Source organism: Acinetobacter sp. NEB 394 (assembly GCF_013374795.1).
GTDB classification, from domain to species: Bacteria; Pseudomonadota; Gammaproteobacteria; order Pseudomonadales; family Moraxellaceae; genus Acinetobacter; species Acinetobacter johnsonii.
Genome location: NZ_CP055277.1, coordinates 2,517,093 through 2,539,075, shown reverse-complemented (window position 1 = coordinate 2,539,075; position 21,983 = coordinate 2,517,093). Strand labels below are relative to the sequence as shown.

The window sequence follows — 21,983 nt, the reverse complement described above, 5'->3', positions numbered from 1 at the left end:
AAACTCAACCATGTACACCACTTGTAAGAATGGAAAGGTCACATGTCGTTTGCTCCAGCCAATGAAGGTATTGCGAAGTTAAAACCATATCAACCAGGTAAGCCAATCAGCGAATTAGAGCGTGAATTGGGAATGACCGATATTGTTAAGCTTGCTTCAAATGAAAACCCTTTGGGTTGTTCGGACAAAGTAAAAGAAGCAGTTGCTGCTGAATTGGCGGAAATTGGACGATATCCAGACGGTGGTGGTTTTATCTTGAAGGATCAAGTTCATACGCAGTTTGGTGTAGCACATGATTGTATTACTTTAGGCAATGGCTCAAACGATCTACTTGAAATTTTTGCCCGTGCATTTGTTTCAGATAAAGACTCGGTAGTGTATAGCCAACACGCATTTGCAGTTTATGCTTTGGTCACGCAAGCCATCAATGCTGAAGCGATTGAGGTACCTGCTCAAGGTTTTTCGCATGACCTTGACGCGATGGCGGCGGCAATTAAAGACAATACCAAATTGGTGTTTATTGCAAATCCCAATAATCCGACAGGAACTTGGTTTGAAGAGGCCGAATTTGAGCGCTTCATGCAAAAAGTACCGAGCCATGTGATCGTGGTTTTAGATGAAGCTTATGTGGAATATTTCCCAGAAAACTTTAATAGCTTAAAGTTTTTAGCACAGTATTCAAACCTGATTGTTAGCCGTACCATGTCGAAGTGCTTTGGTTTAGCGGCATTACGTGTTGGCTTTGCTTTGGCATCGGTAGAAGTGACAGACTTCTTAAATCGTATTCGTCAGCCGTTTAACGTCAACCATTTAGCCATGGTGGCAGCAGTTGCTGCACTGAAAGATGAAGATTTCATTGAGAAATCACGTGTGGTCAATAAAGCGGGCATGGTGCAACTTGAAACAGGGTTTAAAGCGCTAGGCCTAAACTATGAGCCTTCTCGTGCTAACTTCATTTTGGTCGATATACAAGCCGATCCTGCACAAATTTTTAATGCTTTATTAAAAGAAGGGGTGATTGTTCGTCCTGTGGGAATCGCCAATCATTTACGAGTATCGATTGGAACTAAAGCTGAAAATACGAAATTTTTAACGGCTTTAGCCAACGTACTAGGTTTAGAGGCGAACGCTTAAATTATGTCTGCGCCACTGTTTGAAAAAGTTGCATTTATTGGTCTTGGGCTGATTGGTTCAAGTCTTGCACGGGTGATGATTGCTGAGGGTTTAACCCAAAATATTGTAGCCTCTACACGTTCTGAAAAAACCTTACAGGATGCCAAAGCTTTGGGCTTAATCCAACAGGGGTATAGTGATCCTGTACAGGCGGTTCAAGGTGCGGACTTGGTGGTTTTGGCCTTGCCTGTTCGTGCAACGCAAAAAGTCTTGGAAACCATCAAACCATATTTGCAAGAACATACGATTATTACCGATGTAGGCAGTACCAAAGGCAATGTGGTCGACGCGGCCAAAGCCGTGTATGGCGAAGCATTACCTGCTGGCTTTGTACCAGGGCATCCCATTGCGGGTGCAGAACATACAGGTGTGCATGCAGGTAAGGTCGATTTATTTGCAAATCATAAAGTGATTTTGACACCGTTACCAACCAGTGCTGATTGGGCCGTAGAGAAACTGATCCAACTGTGGCAAGCTGCGAAAGCAGAAGTGATTTGTATGGATGTGGCCAAGCATGATGAAGTCTTGGCGCATACCAGTCATCTTCCGCATTTGATGGCTTTTAACTTAGTTGAACAACTGGCAAACCGTGAAGATAATTTAGACATTTTTCGCTATGCTGCAGGGGGATTCCGCGATTTTTCTCGAATTGCGGCAAGTGACCCACAAATGTGGCATGACATCTTTTTTGCCAATAAAAAAGCCATTTTAAATGCCGTAGATGGTTTTGAAAACCAACTGGCAACGATTCGTAAACTCATTGAAGATGAAGATTCACATGCTTTAATGGGCTTGCTCGGACATGCGCAAGCAGCACGCCAGCATTTTAACCATATGCTCGCTCAAAAACCTTTCATGGAGAACAATAAAGTGACGACACAGCAATTCACCATATTACCGGGTAAAAAGAGTTTCCAAGGTAAGTTTAGCGTGCCAGGTGATAAATCTGTGTCACACCGTTCAATCATGTTTGGTGCAATTGCGGAAGGAACGACGCATGTGACAGGTTTCTTGGAAGGTGAAGATGCGTTAGCAACCTTACAAGCTTTCCGTGATATGGGCGTGAGCATTGAAGGTCCTAAAAATGGTGAAGTGACGATTCATGGTGTGGGCGTAAATGGCCTAAAAGCACCAGCAAGTGCGCTTTACATGGGTAACTCAGGGACTTCGATGCGTCTACTTTCAGGCATGCTTTCTGCACAAAAATTTGACTCTGTCATGACGGGTGATGCATCACTGTCGAAGCGTCCAATGGAACGTATTGCTAAACCGTTACGCGAAATGGGCGCACAGATTCAAACCACAGGTGAGCGTGGTACACCTCCTGTTTCGATCACTGGAAACCAAGCTTTACAAGGCATTCACTATGACTTGCCAATGGCATCTGCGCAGGTGAAATCTGGGATTTTATTGGCAGGTTTGTGGGCGGCAGGTGAAACATCTGTTACCGAACCAGAACCTACGCGTGACCATACTGAACGTATGCTACGTGCATTTGGTTATGACGTGAAAACAGAGGGCAACCGTATTTCACTGCAAGGTGGCGGTAAGTTAGTCGGTACAGAGATTCAAGTGCCATCAGATATTTCATCGGCTGCTTTCTTTATGGTGGGTGCTGCGATTACCGAAGGTTCAGACGTCACTTTAGAAGCAGTGGGCATTAACCCAACGCGTACAGGTGTGATCGAGATTTTGAAGCAAATGGGTGCGAACATTACGGTTGAGAATGAACGTATTGCAGGCGGAGAGCCGATTGCAGACATTCGTATTCAAGGTACACGTACACTCAAAGGTATTCATATGCCTGAAGATCAAGTGCCATTGGCGATTGATGAATTCCCGGCATTGTTCATTGCTGCTGCATGTGCTGAAGGCCAAACCGTATTAACGGGTGCTGCTGAGCTACGTGTGAAAGAATCAGACCGTATTCAAGTGATGGCGGATGGTTTAAAAACCATGGGTATCGATTGTACACCGACTGACGATGGCATCATCATTGAAGGTAAAGGTCGTTCAGGTGAGTGGGGCGCGATTTTCACCGGTGGCGAAATTGAATCACATCATGATCACCGTATTGCGATGAGTTTCTCAATGGCAGGTTTACGCACCTCTGGTGAAATTAAAATCATTGGTACTGAGACGGTTGCCACAAGTTTCCCGACCTTTACGCAATTAAGCAATCAAGCCGGTTTAGCGATCCAGGTCACTGAATAAGACTAAAGCTTAGATATTTTGTGCGAGAACAGCCAAGCTTTTGCTTGGCTGTTTTGTGTTAAGCCATTATGCTAAACCCATATAACAAAAAAGCCTTTGGGATGATCAATGAGAAAATTACAATTTACTGCACAGCATGGACAGCAGCAGGATGTAAATGAAAGCGGTGTGGTACAGAAGCAAGTACAAGACCTACTGGTTCAAAAGTTAGGTCAATTTGGTTTTGAAACTTTGCCACAAAGTGGTGATCAAGTGGCTGTGAGTGTCGATAATCATACTTTGCCGCTGTCTATTACGTGCCAAGGTCATGACAGCGAAGGAAATCTGGTGTGCGAAATTGCCTCTTATCCAGATGAAGAGCAAGACTGGTTAGACCGAATTGCTGAACGAAGCTTGTTGAACCAACTTGCACAAGCGGTTGAAACTACACTAAAAACAGATAAAAGTTTTACTGAATTTGAGTGGAAGGGCTAATTGAATACATAAAAAATGCTGAATTGGTTTTTCACAATTCAGCATTTTTTAGGACAGAACACGTTTAATATTTTGATGGGTCAACGCGCTTATAACTGTATTTGCTAGAAGCCTTATTCCACACGTAACCAAGTTTGGCTACGTCCCACAGCAGAAACGCCTAAATATCCTCTTAAGAATAGCTTTTTACCATTTGGGCTAATTTTACCTTTTAGGCTATACAGCTTGCCTGAAACGGGATCAATGATTTTGCCATGCGTATAATTAATATTATTTTCAGTTTTTAAACCGGTAATCACTTGCATACCAATAATAGGCTTATCGGTGTAGGGTGCAGGGCAGTTGGTGCAAAACTCTTTTGCTGTATAACCTGGACGAGGTGTTGCTTTCAGTGCAGTTCCAGCATAAGTCCCGTTGGCTTGCTTTTCAATTTTCACCAGACCTTTGGGTTCTCCAGTTTTATCATCGATATAACGCCAAGTTCCTATAATGTCCTGAGCACAGGCAGATGTGGTGGCTATAGTGACTAAAACTGCCCCGAGAATTGTTTTCATAAAATCCCTGAATATTTTAAAAATTATTTAAATGAATAGCTCTCACGAGCTAAGATGTTGATTGTATAATTTAGTATTTGAAAAAGGTTATGCAGAATATACCAAGTTAAAAAAGATATAGTTGCATAATGTGCCATGATACGGTTTGAAGCTTCGCGGATATTTAAATGTGGGGAGCGTACGGTTTTGAAGCGATCCAATATGGAGTTCAAAAGAGATCATCAAAAAAACATAGAAGATGAAATAAGTGATTAAAAACGCGCTGTCCAGATCAAGACAATAAAATAAAGTGATACCTAAATGTGTAATCAAAGAAAAGTGCGAAGTGAAATGCTGGAAAACTCAAGAAAGAAATGTTCTAAAGAAGATCATCATTTCTCTCTTGAACTCCTTTAAGCATTAAATCCACAGAAAACGTGTAATTGCGATACGTAACTGCTTTAAATAACCTGTAAAGAAATGGTTTGCGCCCGGTAATACAGTCACTAAATGGCGCTGTGGTTTAGCCCACTGGATCATATCGGAGAGCAATGTGACATCATCGGCTTCACCATGAATAAACAAGATGTCACCTTTAAGTTGTGGTGTTACATAGTGGCGCACACCAGCGACCGTTGCCGTTGGTAGACCACATAAAATGGTCTGTTTTGGTCGAATTTCTTCTTGTAAAGCATCATAGCATTTTGCCATGACATGCGCACCGAAACTAAAACCACCTGCATAGAAGGGTAAAGTTGTATGTGCTGCACGAGCATGCTTAATCACTTCAAGAACATCATCAGTTTCGCCGTGACCTTCGTCGTGTAGACCAACACTTTGACCTGAGCCACGGAAACTTGGACGGTACACAATACAACTACGTTCTAAGAACATTTGCGCAAGTAATGCAGGAACCTTGTGTTGAGGTGTACCACCTTGGAGTGGATGGGGGTGAGTAACTACCGCGAATCCTTTCACTTCACCCTGTGGATAATCTACAAAAACTTCAATTTGCCCAACTGGACCTTGTATGAACATCTGCTCAGACATAGAGAATCGATACATATAACAGGAGAATGGGCTAGTTTAACCGTTTATGCTTATTAAAAACACAGATTGGCAATAAAATAAGTCTACTGATATAGTCTGTTTAATTGTTTTTTAATCAGGTTATCTATGCTTGCCCTTGTTTCTCCTGCCAAAACTTTAGATTACCAAACTGCTTTACCTACCGATGCGTATACACAACCCAGATTGCTGCAACATTCCCAAGAATTGATCGAAGTTAGTCGCAAACTGTCAGCAAGTGAAATTGCAAGCTTAATGAGCGTCAGTGAAAAAATTGCCACCTTAAACGTTGATCGTTTTCGCGATTGGCAGCCAGAATTCAACTTTGCCAATGCGCGACAAGCCATGTTTGCTTTTAAGGGCGATGTCTATACTGGTTTAGATGCTTATCATTTTTCAGAGTCAAACATTGAATATGCACAGCAACATTTACGAATGCTCTCTGGTCTATATGGTTTGCTACGTCCATTGGACTTGATGATGCCGTATCGTTTAGAAATGGGCACTAAACTTACGAACCTTCGCGGACACAATTTGTATGAGTTTTGGGGCAATCACATTACTGATTTAATCAACCAAGATTTAGAACAGGCAGGTTCTAAAATTTTGCTGAATATTGCTTCTGATGAATACTATAGATCTGTGAAAGAAAGCAAAATCCAAGCAGAAGTTATTAAACCTGTGTTTTTAGATCAGAAAAATGGCAAATATAAAGTCATTAGTTTCTATGCCAAAAAAGCACGTGGTTTGATGGCGCGTTATATGATTGAAAACCAAATTGATCAAATTGAAGGGTTAAAATCATTCCAAACAGATGGTTATTATTTTGATGTTGACAGCTCATTAAAAGGTGAGTTGGTCTTTAAACGAGATGAACAGGCAGCATAACGAAAGGGCCTTCCAATGGTGCAGTATACAAAACAGTTTCAGGACTATTGGGCGCTCACCGCAAAGCAATTGAGTTTGGATGAGGATACCACTCAAAATTTCTATGCGTCGCTGTATGACGCCTATTGTGAAGTACAGCGCCATTATCATAGCATTCAACATATTGTTGAATGTTTAGAGCATTTTCATCAGATCAAAACCCACTTGGACGATACTTTGTCTGTTGAGTTGGCCATTTGGTTTCATGATGTCATTTATAACCCGAAAGCACATGATAATGAGCAGCAAAGCGCCGATTATATGCAACGGATGCTTGAAAATGTGCTTGGAGCTGAGCAAATTGCCAAGATCTATGCATGGGTTTTGGCAACCAAAGCACATACACCGACCGCTGACACTGATTTGGCTTATCTATTGGATATTGATCTGGTTATTTTAGCCAGCGATCCTATGCGTTTTGCTGAATATGAACGCCAAATTCAGCAAGAATATGCTTGGGTTGAGCCTTCACTTTATGTGCAGAAGCGTCAGCAAGTGTTAAGGCACTTTTTAGAAACGCAACCACTGTACCAGACGCCATTTTTCCAAAAGTGCTATGAGCGTCTTGCTAAGCAGAACTTAGCCCAAACTTTAGGTGTTTAAAGCCCTTTAAATGCTTCGATAGCACGAATACGACTGGATTTTAAATCGACGATTGGTTGGGGATAGTCCAAATCCATATTCTGTTGCTTCGCATAAGGCTCATGAATGCTTTTGGCATCTAAAAGTGCAAGCTCTGGTAGCCACTGTCGAATATAGTCACCATTGCTATCAAATTTCTGAGATTGGCTCACAGGGTTAAAGACTCGGAAGTAAGGTACAGCATCGGTGCCCGTGGAGGCACACCACTGCCATCCGCCATTATTGGCAGCTAAGTCACCATCAGCCAAATGTTGCATAAACCATTGCTCGCCCAGTCGCCAATCAATCAACAAGTTTTTAGTTAAGAACATTGCAACAATCATACGGACACGATTGTGCATCCAGCCTGTCGCAAGTAGTTGCCGCATACCTGCATCTACAATTGGAATACCAGTACGACCTTGTTGCCATGCGTTTAAATCTTCAGGCGAATCTCGCCAAACAATACGCTGTGTGTTGGCTTTAAATGGCAGATGTTTAGATACATGTGGAAAATCAAATAAAATATGCTGATAAAACTCCCGCCAAAGTAATTCATCTAACCAAGTCTGCTGGCCCGTGTTATCAATCATAAATTGACCGTGTTGAGCACGAAACAGGGCATTGAGACACTGGCGAATCGACACGATCCCGAGATTTAAATAAGCCGAAAGTTGGCTGGTGCTATTTAAAAATGGAAAGTCTCTCTCTTTTTGATAGTCACTAACTTTGTGATCAATAAAATCATCGAGCACTGAAAGCGCATATATTTCCGTTTCAGGCCAATAGGCTTTAATTTGATTTAACTCATTCGTATTCACATCAATCAGTGATTCAATGTGTGGAATGGCTGTATTTAAATCGGCAGGAAGCTGTATAGGTTGCTGTGCAGAAGGGAGAGGGTAACACTGCGGTAAGCCAATATTTAAGCGCTCATAACAGGTTTTTTTAAAAGCGCCAAAGACTTGATAGGGCTTACCAGATTGGTTACGAATACTGTTTAAGGGAAAGAGGGTTCGATCTTGGAAGAGCGTAAATTCAATGTGCTGCTGATTTAAGCATTGTTGAACTTCGGCATCGCGCTTAAGCTCATTCACGCCCATTTCGATATTTGCAAAGATTTGTTGTACTTGCAGTGTATGACATAAAGATGAAAGCCGACGTGGAATATCTTGCCACAGCGGAATATTTAGAATGAGCAAAGGAATATTCAGCTGAGCAAGGCTCTGTTTTAAATCGTGCAATTGTCTGACATATAAATCAATTTTTACAGCCGCGTCATGATGTAATAGCCACTGTTGTGGGGATAGGATCACTAAAGCCAACATAGGTCCATGTTGGCTTGCATGCCAAAGTGCAGCATGGTCGTGTATGCGAAGATCTTGTCTAAACCAAATTATGTTCATAAAAGGTTAATCAACTGTAATTTTTTGAAATATAAAATATTACAAAATTGAGCACTTTAATCATATTCTTTTCTCACGCGTTTAACTTAATCTTATGTTATTGAAATAATTAAATCAGAAAAAACTATAAAGTGTGAAGATGCTTTTTATCTGATAAATGTGTTGCACTTTGTATTATTTGTTATGATTTGTAATCATGCTAAAGCAGTTGTGGATATTGTGAATGTCATGAAAAAAATTCTAATCCCTATTTTTGTAGCTGCAGTTTGTTTGCTTGGGTTTGCTGTTTTTCAGGATACAGAAACGAAAAAACAGCAACAGTTGAATCAACTGATGAACAGTACTGAGCCTAAAGTGCAAAAGTTGAGTCCTCTCTCAAAGGCAAAGGCCGTGCCTGAACAAGTCAGTAGCCCGCTTCAAAGTGATGCTGAAGCAATAATCGAGCAGGTCTCCATTAAAGTACTTTGACGTTTAAGATAGAATAAAATCATGTGTAAATGACTTATCATGTTGAATTTTAATTAAAAATAAATTTAAAACAATTAAAAATCAGTGTGTTATAATTCGCGCCAAGATATATTGAATTTTAGACTTTGAGTCTAAAATGACTTTTTTGTTGAAAGCTGCATACGGTTTATGCGGCTTTTTTGTTTAGGTATATATGGTTCGACCCTGCGTTTGAATCATTCATGGCTAAATAAACTTTTCCTAAATTGAGGAAATTTGGCATATTCATTGCTTTAACTTCCAGAAATTTAATCAGATTTTCATCGTACTGAGTGTCGAAATTTTTTGGCAGTTATACAGTTTTAAAAGTTTATTTACAGGGGCTAGGTCATGACGACTCCTAATCCATCTTCAGAAAATATGCTCGAGCGTATGTTCAAACTGAGTGAAAATAAAACCAGTTTTCGTACAGAGCTTCTTGCAGGTGTAACCACATTCTTAACCATGTGTTACATCATTATTGTGAATCCAATGATTTTATCCGAAACGGGGATGGATCATGGTGCTGTCTTTGTAGCGACTTGTCTTGCAGCCGCAATTGGCTGTTTGGTTATGGGTATTGTTGCAAATTATCCAATTGCATTAGCACCGGGTATGGGCTTAAACGCTTACTTTACCTATTCGGTGTGTATGGGTATGGGTGTGCCTTGGCAGACTGCTTTAGCTGCAGTGTTTGTATCAGGTTTGGTGTTCATTGCGATCAGTATGTTTAAGATCCGTGAAGCCATTGTGAATGCAATCCCAATGTCGCTTAAGCTTGCGATTGGCGGCGGAATTGGTTTATTCCTTGCGCTGATTGCTTTAAAAAATGCAGGCGTTATTGTGGACAATCCAGCGACTTTGGTTGGATTGGGCGACTTAAAGCAACCGACGGTTCTTTTGGCTTTATTTGGCTTCTTGATGGTGGTTGTACTGCATCACTTTAAAGTGCGTGGTGCTATTATTATCAGCATCTTGGCTTTAACTGCAATTTCAACAGCAATGGGCTTAAGCGAGTTTAAAGGTGTTGTTGGTGAGATTCCATCAATTGCTCCAACTTTCATGCAAATGGACTTTGAAGGTCTATTTACGGCAAGCTTAGTGGGTGTGATCTTTGTATTTTTCTTGGTCGATTTATTTGACTCAACAGGTACATTGGTTGGCGTGTCACACCGTGCAGGCTTACTGAAAGATGGCAAGCTTCCACGTTTGAAAAAAGCATTATTTGCAGACTCAACCGCAATTGTTGCTGGTGCAGCATTAGGTACATCTTCGACGACACCATATATTGAGTCGTCTGCGGGCGTTGCTGCTGGTGGCCGTACAGGTTTAACCGCAGTTGTGGTCGGTGTGTTATTTATCTTATGTTTGTTTTTAGCACCCTTAGCTCAATCTGTACCCGGTTTTGCAACAGCTCCAGCATTGTTATTTGTTGGCGTGTTAATGATTCAGGGGATTACCCATATTGATTGGGATGATATTACTGAAGCCGTTCCTGCGTTCTTAACCATTGTATTTATGCCATTTACCTATTCAATTGCAGATGGTATTGCGATGGGCTTTATTAGCTATGCATTGGTTAAATTGTTCACTGGTAAAGCGGCGACTGTACCGTACATGGTATGGATTGTAGCTGTGCTTTGGGCATTAAAATTCGCGTTATTTGGTGGCTAATTCATCAAATAGTGATAAGGGTGTAAACTCAGTTTACGCCCTTTTTTATTTTTAAAGAGGAAAAGATATGAGTCAATTGGAGCTCATTCGTGCTTTACCAAAAGCTGAATTGCATGTGCATATTGAAGGGACATTTGAGCCAGAACTCATGTTTGCAATCGGACAGCGTAATCAAATAGACATTCCTTATAAGTCGGTTGAAGAAGTGAAACAGGCTTATAATTTTCACAATCTGCAATCATTTTTAGACATTTATTATGCAGGTGCAAATGTACTGATTCATGAGCAAGACTTTTATGACTTAGCTTGGGCATACTTTGAAAAATGTGCCGAAGATCGTGTAGTGCATACCGAAATGTTCTTTGATCCACAAACGCATACTGACCGCGGTATTGCTTTTGAAACAGTGATTAATGGTCTGCAACGCGCATGTGATGACGCCAAGGCAAAATTTGGCATTAGTTCGCATTTGATTATGTGTTTCTTGCGTCATTTAAGTGAAGAAGCAGCCCTTGAAACTTTAGCACAGGCATTGCCTTATAAAGATCAAATCATTGCTGTGGGCTTGGACTCAAGTGAAGTTGGGCATCCTCCTTCAAAGTTTGAACGTGTCTTTGCTAAAGCGCGTGAAGCAGGATTTTTAGTGGTTGCGCATGCGGGTGAAGAAGGCCCAGCAGAATATGTGTGGGAAGCTTTAGATTTGCTTAAAGTGAATCGTATTGACCACGGTGTACGTTCTGAAGAAGATCCTGTATTAATGCAGCGTTTGATCGCAGAGAAAATGCCACTGACAGTTTGTCCACTCAGTAACTTAAAGTTATGTGTGGTTGACGATATGGCACAGCACAATATCCGCCGTTTGTTGCAACAAGGTGTGCAAGTGACGGTAAATTCAGATGATCCATCGTACTTTGGTGGTTATATGAATGATAACTTTATTGCCATTACAGATGCGTTAGACTTAACAGCAGCTGAGCTAAAACAATTGGCGCTGAACTCTTTTGAGGCGTCGTTTATTTCGGCAGAAGAGAAGCAAAAATGGGCGGCTGAAATTGCAGCCATTGCTTAATCTGATGCCCTTTTAAAGACAGAGTTCGCTCTGTCTTTTTTATGTGAGGTCGATATGAAAAAAATCATTGCATTGCTTGTGGTTATTTTTGTGCTCTTTGCAGTTTATTTGCTCAAAACAGATACAGAGTTAACTCAAAAGCTATTAAAGCCAGTGGTGGTGTATCAGTGCGGTATTGAGCTTGAAGCGACAAGGCTGTGGAAAGTCAGCACAGCATTGCTTGGTGAAGAGAAAAAGAATCAGCTCCAAACAAAAATCTGTGGTTGCGTGGGTGAAAATGCGTTAAAGGATATTCCAGCAACAACCTTGCTACATGCCTTAGTTGATGAACAAGTCAAAAAACAGGTGGTACAACAGGGTGTGTTGAATACGCTGAAAGGATGTGTGGTGAATGAAGTCCTAAAAGCAACAGATTGATGCTTTTAGGCTGGTTCAACTTGCTCTTACTTTGCTTGTTTGGTCATGCTATTTAACACATTATCTTTATCAATAAAATGGTGTTTCAGTGCTGCTGCAATATGACCTACCAACAGCAATCCTGCAGCCCATGAAATCCAGATATGTAAAGGTTTCACGATCGCGAGTAACTCTGGGTTGTCTTGTACTAAACGGGGAATTTCAAAAAGGTACAATACAGGTGCAGGGTGCCCAGCACTCCAGCTAAATAAACAGCCAGTAATAGGCAAAGCCAACAAAATGAAATATAAAGCCAAATGACCGAAGTGTGCCATTTTTTGCATGAACGGTGACATGCTGTCTGGAAGTTTGGGTGCAGGGTGGGTATAACGCCAAAAGATACGAATCACTACTAGAAAGATAATCGTGGTTGCAATGTTCTTATGTAAGGTAATGACATCCCCTTTAAAGCTACCATCAGCATCATAACTGAGGAAGTTTCCGCTATAAAAACCAATCAGCCAAGCAGCAATAAAGATAATTGCCATGAGCCAATGCAGGATTTGAGCAGTACGCGTGTAATGGGTATTTGCCGAGTTCATTAGATTCACATCCATTTTTATGTTGCGCTATTTTATAGAACTATAGATAGGTCAAAAATGTAGTAGATGCAACATAGCGTTGATATTCTGCAACGCTGCACAGACCAATGGCGTATGACTGATCTAAAGCTGTGCAATAGGCGAAAGATATTAAAATGGCATGGAAATAGTGTTTCCGTAAATAGCAAAGATTCGGCAAAATACGCGCACTTTAACTGTTATAAATGGATATATCCGTGAAAAAAATGATTGCAGTGCTTGCTCCTTTGGCTTTGATCCTTTCGGCTTGTACAACAACTGATATGGCAACGACCAATACGACGACCACCACGCAACAACTGGGTACAGCGGCGCTTAAAATTGCCATTAATGCAAAATGTACGACTGAGTTAAATAATCTGCCAGCATGGAAAACAGCAACCAGATTTATGACGGCTGACCAAAAAACCGATATTCAAACCGAAATTTGTGGTTGCGTAAGTGAAAAAGCCCCACAAAATATTACGGCTGTCGATGTGGCAACAGCGGCTATTGACCCTGCGGCGCGTACAACCATTATTAGCAATGCAGTAACCAAAACCATCAATGCATGTGTGGCTGAAGCGGTGAATTAAGTTGTGATATATCAAAGAAGCGGGGACATGCCTCGCTTCTTTGCAGTTTTTTTGTACTTTTTGGCGTTTATCTTTTATATTGATGTGAATAATAACAATTGAAGCCTAATTTCTTTTACAACAAAGGGTGTCTCTGTATGAAAAATGATAAGTTAATTCTCTGTTTGTTTGGCTCGCTTATACTTTCCGCTTGTGTATCGAATCCTTTATCTAGCTCAGATGATGATGGAATCTCGGCTATTAAAATGGCCTCACATGCAAAATGTATGGATGAAATCGAAACTAATCCGACATGGATCATGGGCAGTAAGTTGTTATCAGAAGACCAAAAACAAAAGAAAAAACGTGAAGTATGTAACTGTGTGGGTGATAACTCACCCAAAGTGTTGTCTAAAGAGCAGTTGGCTTTGGCGGCAATTGATCCCAAAGCAAAGGCAACCTATGGCGCTTTAGCAGCAACAAAAACAACAGCCATATGCGCCTCTGAAATGCTAAACTAAGCCAATAAATTGTTAAGTTTTAGAATGGCTGTTGATCAGCCATTTTTTATGAGAGTAGAAAATGCAAATTGCAGGTGCAGATGAGGCAGGGCGCGGCCCTTTGGTGGGTTCAGTGGTCGCTGCTGCGGTAATTCTAGACCCGAATAACCCGATACAAGGGTTGAATGATTCCAAAAAACTGACCGAAAAAAAACGTGAAAAACTTTTTGTCGAAATTCAGGAAAAAGCATTGGCATGGGCCATTGCTGAGGCGAGTGCTGCTGAAATTGATGAGATCAATATTTTACAAGCATCTTTGCTTGCAATGCGCCGCGCGGTTGAACAGCTCGCGATACAGCCCGAACATGTCTTGGTTGATGGTAATAAAATTCCACAAGGCTTAAGCATGAGCTGTGAGGCAATTGTGGGTGGGGATGCTTTACATGCTGAAATCTCAGCAGCGAGTATTTTGGCGAAAGTGACACGTGACCATCAAATGATTGAGATGGATCGAAAATACCCTCAGTTTGGTTTTGCCAAACATAAAGGTTATCCAACCAAAGCGCACTTTGAAGCGATTGCTGAACATGGGGTCATCGACGAGCATCGTCGTAGTTTTGGGCCTGTAAAGAAAGTGATCGAGGCGCTTGAGCAAAAAGAGGCTATATAAAAATTTAAAGCGGCCAATCGGGCCGCTTTATATCTGAATGTTTCAATCTTAACGATTGAAATTATTCTGCTGTGCACCTTCATCTTCAAATGCAGGCTGGTAATCCTGATCAAGATGTTGAAGATGTTCATGCATTGCACGTTCATGCTGAATGCGTTGATAAATCTCTTCACGATGTACAGATACTTCTTTGGGAGCATTGACACCAATACGAACTTGGTTGCCTTTGACACCAAGTACAGTAACACTTACTTGATCCCCAATCATTAATGTTTCACCGACGCGTCGGGTCAAAATCAGCATGTTTATCTCCTTGCAAAACGCTAAACCTGCAGTTGTACTAAAGTAAAATACATAATTTTTTGTATTTAAAAAAATTTAAACAAATGTTTAATACAACCGCATGACACTTGAATTTTTAGATATCTAGTGACATTAGGTATAACATTCATCTAAATTTAAGAAAGCCTCGGGCTTAATATAACAGAGCCACTATAGAAAAAACTATAGTGGCTCCTGATTTTTGTAGTCTTTTGCAGAAACTGTCAGACAATGACAAGTTTTTCGCAAGATTGCTTAAGCACGTGCGCTTGATTCACCATGTTCACGGTCTAAACCGAAAGCAGTGTGTAGAGAACGTACAGCAAGTTCTAGGTAGTTTTCTTCAATAATCACAGAAATTTTGATTTCTGAAGTTGAGATCATCAAAATGTTGATGCCTTCATCAGCCAAGGCAGTAAACATTTTACTTGCAACACCTGCATGTGAGCGCATACCAACACCTACGATTGAGACTTTAACAATGTCATCACGTGTAGCAACTTCGCGAGCACCAATGGCTTGAGCGGTTTCTTGAAGAATTTTTGTTGCTTTTGCAAGTTCGCCACGGTTTACCGTGAAAGTGAAGTCAGTTGTACCATCTTCTTCAACATTTTGGATGATCATATCCACTTCAATGTTGGCATTACCAATTGGCGATAAAATTTTAGATGCAATGCCTGGTTCATCAGGAACACCTAGAATCGTAAGTTTAGCTTCGTCACGGTTAAATGCGATACCAGAGATAATTGGTTGTTCCATGTTGTCTTCCGCCTCAGTGGTGATTAGTGTTCCGACGTTCTTTTTAAAGTCTTCGTCGAATGCGCCATCATCGTCATTATCAAAACTTGATAATACGCGTAAAGGCACTTGGTATTTTCCTGCAAATTCAACTGAACGAATTTGTAGAACTTTTGAACCAAGTGATGCCATTTCCAGCATTTCTTCAAATGAAATACGGTCTACTTTTTTCGCTTTTGGTGCAACACGTGGGTCAGTCGTATAAACGCCATCTACATCTGTATAGATTTGGCATTCATCTGCTTTTAATGCCGCAGCAAGTGCTACACCCGAAGTATCTGAACCGCCACGGCCGAGCGTGGTGGTGTTACCATCGGCATCAAAGCCTTGGAAACCAGCAACCACGATCACACGACCAGCATCTAAATGCGCAGTCATGGTATCGGTATCAATCGACTCGATACGTGCTTTGGTAAACGCATTGTCCGTTTTGATCCCGACTTGGCGACCTGTAAGTGACTTAGCTTCAACGCCAATAGAATTGAGCGCCATCGCTAACATTGAAATCGTTACCTGTTCACCTGTAGAAACCATTTGGTCTAATTCTCGTGGGTCAGGGGTTTCGGTAATGGCTTTCGCTAAAGCAAGTAGACGATTGGTTTCGCCACTCATTGCTGATACAACCACTACAACCTTGTGGCCGTGGTCATGCCAACGCTTTACACGACGAGCAACATTTAAAATGCGCTCTGGAGTACCCATAGAGGTACCGCCATATTTTTGAACGATTAATGCCATAGTTGTTCCATATAAACCATGACCCTGAATGCATCATTCAGGGTCAGTTACACAAAAGGTGAAGTTTTATTTCGCTTCAAGCCAAGCAGTTAAATCTGCCATCACTGTTGCAAACTTCTCGTTTAGTGGCGCGCCACCTTGTGCTAAGTCAGGTTTGCCACCACCTTTACCACCGAGCTCAGTTGCTAGATGTTTGATGATGTCACCTGCTTTAATAGAAGCAGTAAAGTCTTTTGCTACAGATGCGATCAGGCTAACTTTGTCACCTTCAACACCAGCAAGTACGATGACTGCATTTTCTAATTTTGATTTCACACCGTCATGTAGGTTGCGAAGTGATTTCGCATCCATGTTTTGAACAGTCGTGATTAGCGTTTGACGACCCGCAAGCGTTTGAACTTGGCTAAGCAGTTCAGCAGCTTGGAAGCTGGCAAGTTTTTGATTGAGTTGTTCAATCTGTTTTTGCAAGCTTGATGCTGTGTCGACTAAGGCTTCAACTTTTTCTAAAGTTTGGTCTTTTTGAGCTTTTAATAAACCGTTGATGGTATTGATATCACGGTCAGCTTTTTGAGCAACCTCAACGGCTTTGGTGCCCGTTACCGCTTCAATACGGCGTACACCCGCAGCTACACCACCTTCAGAAGTGATTTTGAAGAAGCCAATGTCGCCTGTGCGTTTAACGTGAATACCACCACACAGCTCAATTGAGAAGTTCTTTTCTTCAATGATTGAACCCATTGAAAGTACACGAACTTCATCACCATATTTTTCACCGAACAACATCATCGCACCTTTCGCTTTCGCAGATTCGATGTCAAGAAGTTCAGTGGTCACAGCGCTGTTTGCAATCACTTCGGCATTCACTAAACGTTCAATTTCTTGAAGTTGTTCAAATGAAACGGGCTGATCGTTGGCAAAGTCAAAACGTAAGATGTCTGACGCAACCAGTGAGCCTTTTTGTTGTACGTGTTCACCTAGAATTTGACGTAGTGCAGCATGCAAAAGGTGAGTTGCAGAGTGGTTGCGCGCAGTTGCAGCACGGATATCTGCTTTGACAGTTGCTTCAACATTTTGAGCAAGCTTAATGCTACCTACAGTCACGATACCTTGGTGTACAAAAGCGCCGCCCGATTTCTTGGTGTCTTGGACTTCAAAAATACCCGTGTCGTTTTTGAAAATACCCGTGTCACCAATTTGACCGCCGCTTTCTGCATAGAACGGGGTTTGGTTCAGTACGATGAGGGCTTCGTCACCTTCAACGACTTCATCAACTTGTTCGCCATCTTTATAGATCGCGATAATTTGACCTTCGCCAACTGTTGCGTCATAGCCGTCAAACTGAGTTTCGCCTTCAACTTTAACAACAGAGTTGTAGTCAATTGCGAATTTACCTGCATCACGTGCACGTTGACGTTGAGCTGCCATTTCAACTTCAAAGCCTGCTTCATCAATCGTTAAATCACGTTCACGAGCGATGTCAGCAGTCAGGTCAGTTGGGAAACCGTAAGTATCATACAGTTTAAACACCACTTCACCTGGAATTACAGAACCTTTCAGTTGAGCCAATTCACCTTCAAGCAATTTCAAACCTTGCTCTAAGGTTTTAGCAAATTGCTCTTCTTCTTTCAGTAATTGCGCTTCAATACGTGCCTTTTGTGCTTCAAGTTCTGGATATGCAGCACCCATTACTTCAATTAAAGGTTGCAACATTTTATGGAAGAATGAACCTGTTGCACCCAGCTTATTACCATGACGTACTGCACGACGAATAATACGGCGAAGTACATAACCACGGCCTTCATTTGATGGGTTTACACCATCAGCAATCAGGAATGAACATGAACGTGCGTGATCCGCAACCACTTTAAGTGATGCAGGGTACTGAACAGGTGTACCTTTTTCGCGAGCTTCTGCTTCAAGTGCAGCGGTATCTAAACCAATAATTTCAGTGGCCGCTTTGAGTAAGTGCTGGAACAGGTCAATTTCGTAGTTTGAGTTAACGTGTTGTAAAACTGCAGAAATACGCTCTAAGCCCATGCCTGTATCAACAGAAGGCGCCGGAAGAGGGTGTAATACGCCATCTGCAGTGCGGTTGAACTGCATGAAGACGTTGTTCCAGATTTCAATGAAACGGTCGCCATCTTCTTCAGGTGTGCCTGGTAAGCCACCCCAAATATGGTCGCCATGGTCAAAGAAAATTTCAGAACATGGACCACAAGGACCTGTATCACCCATTGCCCAGAAGTTATCTGATGCGTATTGGCCGCCTTTGTTGTCGCCAATACGAATAATACGAGATGCATCTAAACCAATTTCTTTGTTCCAGATGTCAAATGCTTCGTCGTCAGTGTGGTAAACCGTTGCATAGAGTTTGTCTTTAGGCAGTGCTAACCAAGCTTCACCAGTGAGAAAATCCCATGCAAATTTGATTGCATCACGTTTGAAGTAGTCGCCAAATGAGAAGTTACCTAACATTTCAAAGAAGGTATGGTGACGTGCGGTATAACCGACATTGTCTAAGTCGTTGTGTTTACCACCTGCGCGGACACACTTTTGTGAAGACACTGCACGTACATAATCACGTTTTTCTAGGCCTAAGAAACAATCTTTAAATTGGTTCATACCCGCGTTGGTAAACAACAAAGTAGGGTCGTTGGCGGGAACTAGAGAACTCGACGCGACACGTGTATGCCCTTGCGATTCAAAGTAGCTTAAAAAAGCTTCGCGAATTTCAGCTGATGTCATAAAACGAGTACTCACAACCAAGTCACTCCATAATTTCGATTTGGCTAATAGTAGCTGAAGAAAGTCTTATTCTAAATACGCTGACTTCAGATACTGGCTTAAAAATTTTAAAACGCCAAATTATAACGGAAAAAGGATGTTGCACCAATCACTTTAAGGCGAATTGATGACATTTCTATGTATTCGATAGTTCTAAGATTTTGCTTGTTATTGCTGGATATTTATATCATTTCATGGAAATGAGCTGATTAGTACGAGGCGGTCAGGCTGGTCAATTTATGACTTGAGGGTTCATATTCATCATCTTCACTGATGGATGATAGAAAAAGAAAGCTTAACCAAATCTGTATAAATCCATTAATATAGGCCTGATTTATCTTTCATCATTTTATAAATAAGGGCAAGTCATGCAACGAGTGGCGATAAATGGATTTGGTCGAATCGGACGTAATGTACTACGCGCTTGGTTTGAAAATCCAAAGAACTTTCAGTTTGAAATCGTCGCGGTAAATGATGTAGCAGATGTAGAAACCTTATTGCATTTATTTAAATATGACACCACGCATGGGCGCTTTCCCGGAAAAGTCGATTTAAGTTATGAAAATGAAAGAATTTATTTACATCTTTCTAAAGATCAAGCGCAGCTCAAAGTTGAAGTATTGTGTCAGGCCAACCCGCAAGATTTACCTTGGGCAAGCCTCCATGTAGACGTGGTTCTAGAGTGCACAGGTTTATTTCGCTCGCGCGAAGCGGCAACAGGGCATATCAGCGCAGGTGCAAAGCGGGTGATTATCGGCGCGGCACCTTTTGACTCAGTTGATGCAGCAATTGTGTATGGGGTGAATCACCATGAGGTCAAAGCCAGTGACCAAATCATTTCTAGCGTGTCATGTACCACGCAGGCCTTAGTGCCTTTGGTTAAAATCATTGATGATGCTTTTGGAATTGATACTGCGCTCATGACTGAAATTCATGCAGTGACTGCCGATCAGTCTGTATTGGATCATGCGCATCGTGATTTAAGACGTGCTCGTGCTTCAGGTCAAAATATTATTCCCACCACATCGTCAGCCCTTGGTGCTTTAAAACAAGTCATGCCAAAAATGGCCGATCGTATTGATGGTTATTCGATTCGTGTGCCGACTATTAATGTGGCGGCAATTGATTTGACCTTTATTTCGCAAACACCAATTACCGACCATAAAATTAATGAAGTGCTGATTCAGGCGGCGAAGTCAGACTACCGTGAAATTATGGATGTGACGGATGAACCCTTGGTGTCTTCAGATTTTAACCATTCACCCTATTCACTCATTGTTGATTTAACGCAAACCATGGTGGTGGGGCATCAAGCCAAAGTCTTTGCGTGGTATGACAATGAATGGGGCTATGCAAACCGCTTATTAGATTTGTGTGAATCTTTTAGTGCGTCAACCACCTAAAGGTCTTTATTTTTAAGCATCTTTTACTCTGAAAACAAGATGATAGGCATAGACCGAATACAGACTTGTGGTTATCATGAATTTATAAACGAAAATAATGTAGAGCGGTGCTTATGTTGATCTTAATTTGGGGTTTTATTTTGTTGTTGGCGGTCGCTGTCGTGTTTTTAATTTGGTTTCAATTTAAAAATCAGGCAGATAAAACCGATCCAAGCGTAGAGCAGAATCAACTGCAAGAAAAAGTACATCATCTTGAAGAAAATTTAAAAAAGACCTTGGAAATTATGCAAGATCTTGCAAAAAAGATGCATGTGCAACAGGAAGTGATCGAGCAGACCACTTCTAAGTTGCAAAAAGTTGAGCTACAAAACGCTGAGTTGGTGAATATTCTCGCTAAAGCTGTACAGCCTGAACGCTAAAAATTAAGTTTAAATGAGCACGGTACGTAATAATGCTGCGCTTAGCATACTGATCACAACGGTTGGTAAGAGTGAAAAGCGTGAAGCTGCAATTAAAGTGATGGCAATGGCGAGTAGATCTGCGACATTGTCTTTGACAAAATAAGGTGCAATTACTGAAATAAGTACGCAGCCCGGAACAACTTCCAAAATCTTTCGTTGTTTGTTGCTTAAAGTTTTATTTTTCAGCAAAACATAGCCCAATATACGCGTCAGATAAGTGGTGGCTGCGACTAATAAAATTGCGACAAGTGTAGTGCTGTGGATCATAGCTCATCCTCCTGAATAAATAAGAAAGCAGAGGCGATACCACAGATTGCACCAATAGGCACATACCAACCCGTCGGTAAATATAAATAAGCAATGGCTGCACTGATGAGACTGATAAGCCAAGGGCGTGCTGCGCTAAAGCCTTTCCACATACCACGCAGTAAAACCAAAAATACTGCAGCAAAGGCCATATCAAATCCATAACGGTGAACATCGCCTAGCAAAGGACCAAGAATGGCACCTAAGCTGGTAAAACTGACCCACATCAAGTACAGGGCAAAACAGATACCTGCGTAGTAGGACATGCTAAAGGCCTGTTGTAGCCCAAATCTTTTTTTCTTTTCTGCATCGGCAAGAGCTGCGGCCCAACTTTCATCACACATGAAAAACAGGGCAGGGAAAACCTGTCGATTAGGCAAATGGCGTAAATAGGGCACGAGACTTGCACCCATGAGCAAATGACGGCTATTGACTAGGAGCGTAATGAAAATTAAAACGAGAAAATTTGGTGGATTGGTCCAGACTTCGAGCACGGCAAACTCGGAACCGCCCGCAAAGTTTAGGCCAGTAAATAATGGAACTTCTAAATGGCTAAAGCCTTTTTGAGTAGCTTGTGTTCCTAAGACCAAAGCAAAAGGAATAATGCCCAGCAGCATGGGGATAGATGTTTTAATACCACGTTTAAACTCGACGTGGTCTGTGGAGTCATTGAGTTCTTGAGTCGTATTTCTAAGGGAGAACATTTAAAATCGCCTATCGCTACTAGGTTGTGGTACAGTAGGTGAATTAGTTTATGTTTTTTTAT

The 21,983-nt window shown here is 41.5% G+C and carries 23 protein-coding genes; 14 read left to right on the top strand and 9 right to left on the bottom strand.

The genetic code is table 11. The features are described from left to right. Nucleotides 1-42: 42 nt before the first annotated feature. The 3 genes from hisC (at nucleotide 43) to HUK62_RS12150 (ending at nucleotide 3,861) form a co-directional block, all read left to right on the top strand. The gene (gene hisC / locus HUK62_RS12160; protein WP_176537996.1) at nucleotides 43-1,134 is read left to right on the top strand and encodes a histidinol-phosphate transaminase; all 1,092 of its coding nucleotides are present in this window, start codon (nucleotides 43-45) and stop codon (nucleotides 1,132-1,134) included. A 3-nt stretch (nucleotides 1,135-1,137) separates the two neighbouring features. Next, nucleotides 1,138-3,387: a bifunctional prephenate dehydrogenase/3-phosphoshikimate 1-carboxyvinyltransferase gene (locus HUK62_RS12155; RefSeq protein ID WP_176537995.1), complete on the top strand. Its 2,250-nt coding sequence runs from the start codon at nucleotides 1,138-1,140 to the stop codon at nucleotides 3,385-3,387. Between the two features lie 108 nt (nucleotides 3,388-3,495). Beyond that, entirely contained in the window at nucleotides 3,496-3,861 is a 366-nt protein-coding gene (locus HUK62_RS12150) for a hypothetical protein (RefSeq protein WP_058869966.1), read from the top strand. A gap of 113 nt (nucleotides 3,862-3,974) precedes the next feature. Here HUK62_RS12150 and HUK62_RS12145 read toward each other — a convergent pair whose 3' ends face one another. Both HUK62_RS12145 and HUK62_RS12140 read right to left on the bottom strand, forming a co-directional pair. Then, complete coding sequence (locus HUK62_RS12145) at nucleotides 3,975-4,415, bottom strand: DUF2147 domain-containing protein (protein WP_010327146.1); 441 nt, start codon at nucleotides 4,413-4,415, stop codon at nucleotides 3,975-3,977. 399 nt (nucleotides 4,416-4,814) lie between these two features. Then, entirely contained in the window at nucleotides 4,815-5,444 is a 630-nt protein-coding gene (locus HUK62_RS12140; protein WP_176537994.1) for a hydrolase, read from the bottom strand. 126 nt (nucleotides 5,445-5,570) lie between these two features. On the opposite strand from HUK62_RS12140, the gene yaaA reads away from it, so the two are divergent. Then, the gene (gene yaaA / locus HUK62_RS12135) at nucleotides 5,571-6,350 is read left to right on the top strand and encodes a peroxide stress protein YaaA (protein ID WP_176537993.1); all 780 of its coding nucleotides are present in this window, start codon (nucleotides 5,571-5,573) and stop codon (nucleotides 6,348-6,350) included. 15 nt (nucleotides 6,351-6,365) lie between these two features. Beyond that, nucleotides 6,366-6,992, top strand: a complete 627-nt coding sequence (locus tag HUK62_RS12130; protein WP_176537992.1) for a metal-dependent hydrolase — start codon at nucleotides 6,366-6,368, stop codon at nucleotides 6,990-6,992. On the opposite strand, the gene HUK62_RS12125 is transcribed toward HUK62_RS12130, so the two are convergent. Further along, a complete protein-coding gene (locus HUK62_RS12125) occupies nucleotides 6,989-8,416 on the bottom strand; it encodes a deoxyribodipyrimidine photo-lyase (RefSeq protein ID WP_176537991.1) in 1,428 nt (475 codons plus the stop codon). The two genes, HUK62_RS12130 and HUK62_RS12125, sit on opposite strands and share 4 nt — an antisense overlap. Before the next feature lie 228 nt (nucleotides 8,417-8,644). Here HUK62_RS12125 and HUK62_RS12120 point away from each other — a divergent pair, with 228 nt between their 5' ends. The 4 genes from HUK62_RS12120 (at nucleotide 8,645) to HUK62_RS12105 (ending at nucleotide 12,062) form a co-directional block, all read left to right on the top strand. Then, nucleotides 8,645-8,884 carry a hypothetical protein gene (locus HUK62_RS12120; protein ID WP_228723684.1) on the top strand — a complete coding sequence of 80 codons (240 nt, stop codon included), beginning with the start codon at nucleotides 8,645-8,647 and terminating at the stop codon, nucleotides 8,882-8,884. 369 nt (nucleotides 8,885-9,253) lie between these two features. After that, nucleotides 9,254-10,576: an NCS2 family permease gene (locus HUK62_RS12115; protein ID WP_004696144.1), complete on the top strand. Its 1,323-nt coding sequence runs from the start codon at nucleotides 9,254-9,256 to the stop codon at nucleotides 10,574-10,576. Between the two features lie 67 nt (nucleotides 10,577-10,643). Beyond that, a complete protein-coding gene (locus HUK62_RS12110; protein WP_176537989.1) occupies nucleotides 10,644-11,645 on the top strand; it encodes an adenosine deaminase in 1,002 nt (333 codons plus the stop codon). 54 nt (nucleotides 11,646-11,699) lie between these two features. After that, nucleotides 11,700-12,062 carry a hypothetical protein gene (locus HUK62_RS12105; protein ID WP_176537988.1) on the top strand — a complete coding sequence of 121 codons (363 nt, stop codon included), beginning with the start codon at nucleotides 11,700-11,702 and terminating at the stop codon, nucleotides 12,060-12,062. A 26-nt stretch (nucleotides 12,063-12,088) separates the two neighbouring features. On the opposite strand, the gene HUK62_RS12100 is transcribed toward HUK62_RS12105, so the two are convergent. Then, entirely contained in the window at nucleotides 12,089-12,658 is a 570-nt protein-coding gene (locus tag HUK62_RS12100) for a cytochrome b (protein ID WP_176537987.1), read from the bottom strand. A 221-nt stretch (nucleotides 12,659-12,879) separates the two neighbouring features. Between HUK62_RS12100 and HUK62_RS12095 the strand changes: the two genes are divergently transcribed. The 3 genes from HUK62_RS12095 (at nucleotide 12,880) to rnhB (ending at nucleotide 14,406) form a co-directional block, all read left to right on the top strand. Continuing rightward, nucleotides 12,880-13,257 carry a hypothetical protein gene (locus HUK62_RS12095; RefSeq protein WP_125273526.1) on the top strand — a complete coding sequence of 126 codons (378 nt, stop codon included), beginning with the start codon at nucleotides 12,880-12,882 and terminating at the stop codon, nucleotides 13,255-13,257. A gap of 137 nt (nucleotides 13,258-13,394) precedes the next feature. Then, on the top strand, nucleotides 13,395-13,757 hold the full coding sequence (locus HUK62_RS12090) for a hypothetical protein (RefSeq protein WP_176537986.1): 363 nt from the start codon (nucleotides 13,395-13,397) through the stop codon (nucleotides 13,755-13,757). 61 nt (nucleotides 13,758-13,818) lie between these two features. Beyond that, the gene (gene rnhB / locus HUK62_RS12085) at nucleotides 13,819-14,406 is read left to right on the top strand and encodes a ribonuclease HII (protein WP_126037233.1); all 588 of its coding nucleotides are present in this window, start codon (nucleotides 13,819-13,821) and stop codon (nucleotides 14,404-14,406) included. A 48-nt stretch (nucleotides 14,407-14,454) separates the two neighbouring features. Here the strand turns inward: rnhB and csrA are convergent, their stop codons facing one another. From csrA to alaS, 3 genes are all read right to left on the bottom strand, one after another. Then, nucleotides 14,455-14,709 carry a carbon storage regulator CsrA gene (gene csrA / locus HUK62_RS12080; RefSeq protein ID WP_004982340.1) on the bottom strand — a complete coding sequence of 85 codons (255 nt, stop codon included), beginning with the start codon at nucleotides 14,707-14,709 and terminating at the stop codon, nucleotides 14,455-14,457. A 273-nt stretch (nucleotides 14,710-14,982) separates the two neighbouring features. Further along, a complete protein-coding gene (locus HUK62_RS12075; RefSeq protein WP_010327134.1) occupies nucleotides 14,983-16,263 on the bottom strand; it encodes an aspartate kinase in 1,281 nt (426 codons plus the stop codon). 66 nt (nucleotides 16,264-16,329) lie between these two features. Next, nucleotides 16,330-19,023, bottom strand: a complete 2,694-nt coding sequence (alaS, locus tag HUK62_RS12070) for an alanine--tRNA ligase (RefSeq protein ID WP_176537985.1) — start codon at nucleotides 19,021-19,023, stop codon at nucleotides 16,330-16,332. A 392-nt stretch (nucleotides 19,024-19,415) separates the two neighbouring features. Between alaS and HUK62_RS12065 the strand changes: the two genes are divergently transcribed. Continuing rightward, a complete protein-coding gene (locus HUK62_RS12065; RefSeq protein WP_176537984.1) occupies nucleotides 19,416-20,450 on the top strand; it encodes a type I glyceraldehyde-3-phosphate dehydrogenase in 1,035 nt (344 codons plus the stop codon). A gap of 113 nt (nucleotides 20,451-20,563) precedes the next feature. After that, nucleotides 20,564-20,869, top strand: coding sequence for a hypothetical protein (locus tag HUK62_RS12060; RefSeq protein ID WP_004696167.1), 306 nt, complete (start codon nucleotides 20,564-20,566; stop codon nucleotides 20,867-20,869). A 9-nt stretch (nucleotides 20,870-20,878) separates the two neighbouring features. On the opposite strand, the gene HUK62_RS12055 is transcribed toward HUK62_RS12060, so the two are convergent. Beyond that, entirely contained in the window at nucleotides 20,879-21,178 is a 300-nt protein-coding gene (locus HUK62_RS12055) for an AzlD family protein (protein WP_004696169.1), read from the bottom strand. Beyond that, nucleotides 21,175-21,921: an AzlC family ABC transporter permease gene (locus tag HUK62_RS12050; RefSeq protein WP_176537983.1), complete on the bottom strand. Its 747-nt coding sequence runs from the start codon at nucleotides 21,919-21,921 to the stop codon at nucleotides 21,175-21,177. Before HUK62_RS12050 ends, HUK62_RS12055 begins: the two co-directional genes overlap by 4 nt. Nucleotides 21,922-21,983 lie beyond the last annotated feature (62 nt).

Excerpts from the sequence above, each read along its gene's own strand:
- hisC (WP_176537996.1), top strand. The coding sequence starts at position 43 with ATGTCGTTTGCTCCAGCCAATGAAGGTATTGCGAAGTTAAAACCATAT.
- HUK62_RS12155 (WP_176537995.1), top strand. The coding sequence starts at position 1,138 with ATGTCTGCGCCACTGTTTGAAAAAGTTGCATTTATTGGTCTTGGGCTG.
- HUK62_RS12150 (WP_058869966.1), top strand. The coding sequence starts at position 3,496 with ATGAGAAAATTACAATTTACTGCACAGCATGGACAGCAGCAGGATGTA.
- HUK62_RS12145 (WP_010327146.1), bottom strand. The coding sequence starts at position 4,415 with ATGAAAACAATTCTCGGGGCAGTTTTAGTCACTATAGCCACCACATCT.
- HUK62_RS12140 (WP_176537994.1), bottom strand. The coding sequence starts at position 5,444 with ATGTCTGAGCAGATGTTCATACAAGGTCCAGTTGGGCAAATTGAAGTT.
- yaaA (WP_176537993.1), top strand. The coding sequence starts at position 5,571 with ATGCTTGCCCTTGTTTCTCCTGCCAAAACTTTAGATTACCAAACTGCT.
- HUK62_RS12130 (WP_176537992.1), top strand. The coding sequence starts at position 6,366 with ATGGTGCAGTATACAAAACAGTTTCAGGACTATTGGGCGCTCACCGCA.
- HUK62_RS12125 (WP_176537991.1), bottom strand. The coding sequence starts at position 8,416 with ATGAACATAATTTGGTTTAGACAAGATCTTCGCATACACGACCATGCT.
- HUK62_RS12120 (WP_228723684.1), top strand. The coding sequence starts at position 8,645 with ATGAAAAAAATTCTAATCCCTATTTTTGTAGCTGCAGTTTGTTTGCTT.
- HUK62_RS12115 (WP_004696144.1), top strand. The coding sequence starts at position 9,254 with ATGACGACTCCTAATCCATCTTCAGAAAATATGCTCGAGCGTATGTTC.
- HUK62_RS12110 (WP_176537989.1), top strand. The coding sequence starts at position 10,644 with ATGAGTCAATTGGAGCTCATTCGTGCTTTACCAAAAGCTGAATTGCAT.
- HUK62_RS12105 (WP_176537988.1), top strand. The coding sequence starts at position 11,700 with ATGAAAAAAATCATTGCATTGCTTGTGGTTATTTTTGTGCTCTTTGCA.
- HUK62_RS12100 (WP_176537987.1), bottom strand. The coding sequence starts at position 12,658 with ATGGATGTGAATCTAATGAACTCGGCAAATACCCATTACACGCGTACT.
- HUK62_RS12090 (WP_176537986.1), top strand. The coding sequence starts at position 13,395 with ATGAAAAATGATAAGTTAATTCTCTGTTTGTTTGGCTCGCTTATACTT.
- rnhB (WP_126037233.1), top strand. The coding sequence starts at position 13,819 with ATGCAAATTGCAGGTGCAGATGAGGCAGGGCGCGGCCCTTTGGTGGGT.
- csrA (WP_004982340.1), bottom strand. The coding sequence starts at position 14,709 with ATGCTGATTTTGACCCGACGCGTCGGTGAAACATTAATGATTGGGGAT.
- HUK62_RS12075 (WP_010327134.1), bottom strand. The coding sequence starts at position 16,263 with ATGGCATTAATCGTTCAAAAATATGGCGGTACCTCTATGGGTACTCCA.
- HUK62_RS12065 (WP_176537984.1), top strand. The coding sequence starts at position 19,416 with ATGCAACGAGTGGCGATAAATGGATTTGGTCGAATCGGACGTAATGTA.
- HUK62_RS12060 (WP_004696167.1), top strand. The coding sequence starts at position 20,564 with ATGTTGATCTTAATTTGGGGTTTTATTTTGTTGTTGGCGGTCGCTGTC.
- HUK62_RS12055 (WP_004696169.1), bottom strand. The coding sequence starts at position 21,178 with ATGATCCACAGCACTACACTTGTCGCAATTTTATTAGTCGCAGCCACC.
- HUK62_RS12050 (WP_176537983.1), bottom strand. The coding sequence starts at position 21,921 with ATGTTCTCCCTTAGAAATACGACTCAAGAACTCAATGACTCCACAGAC.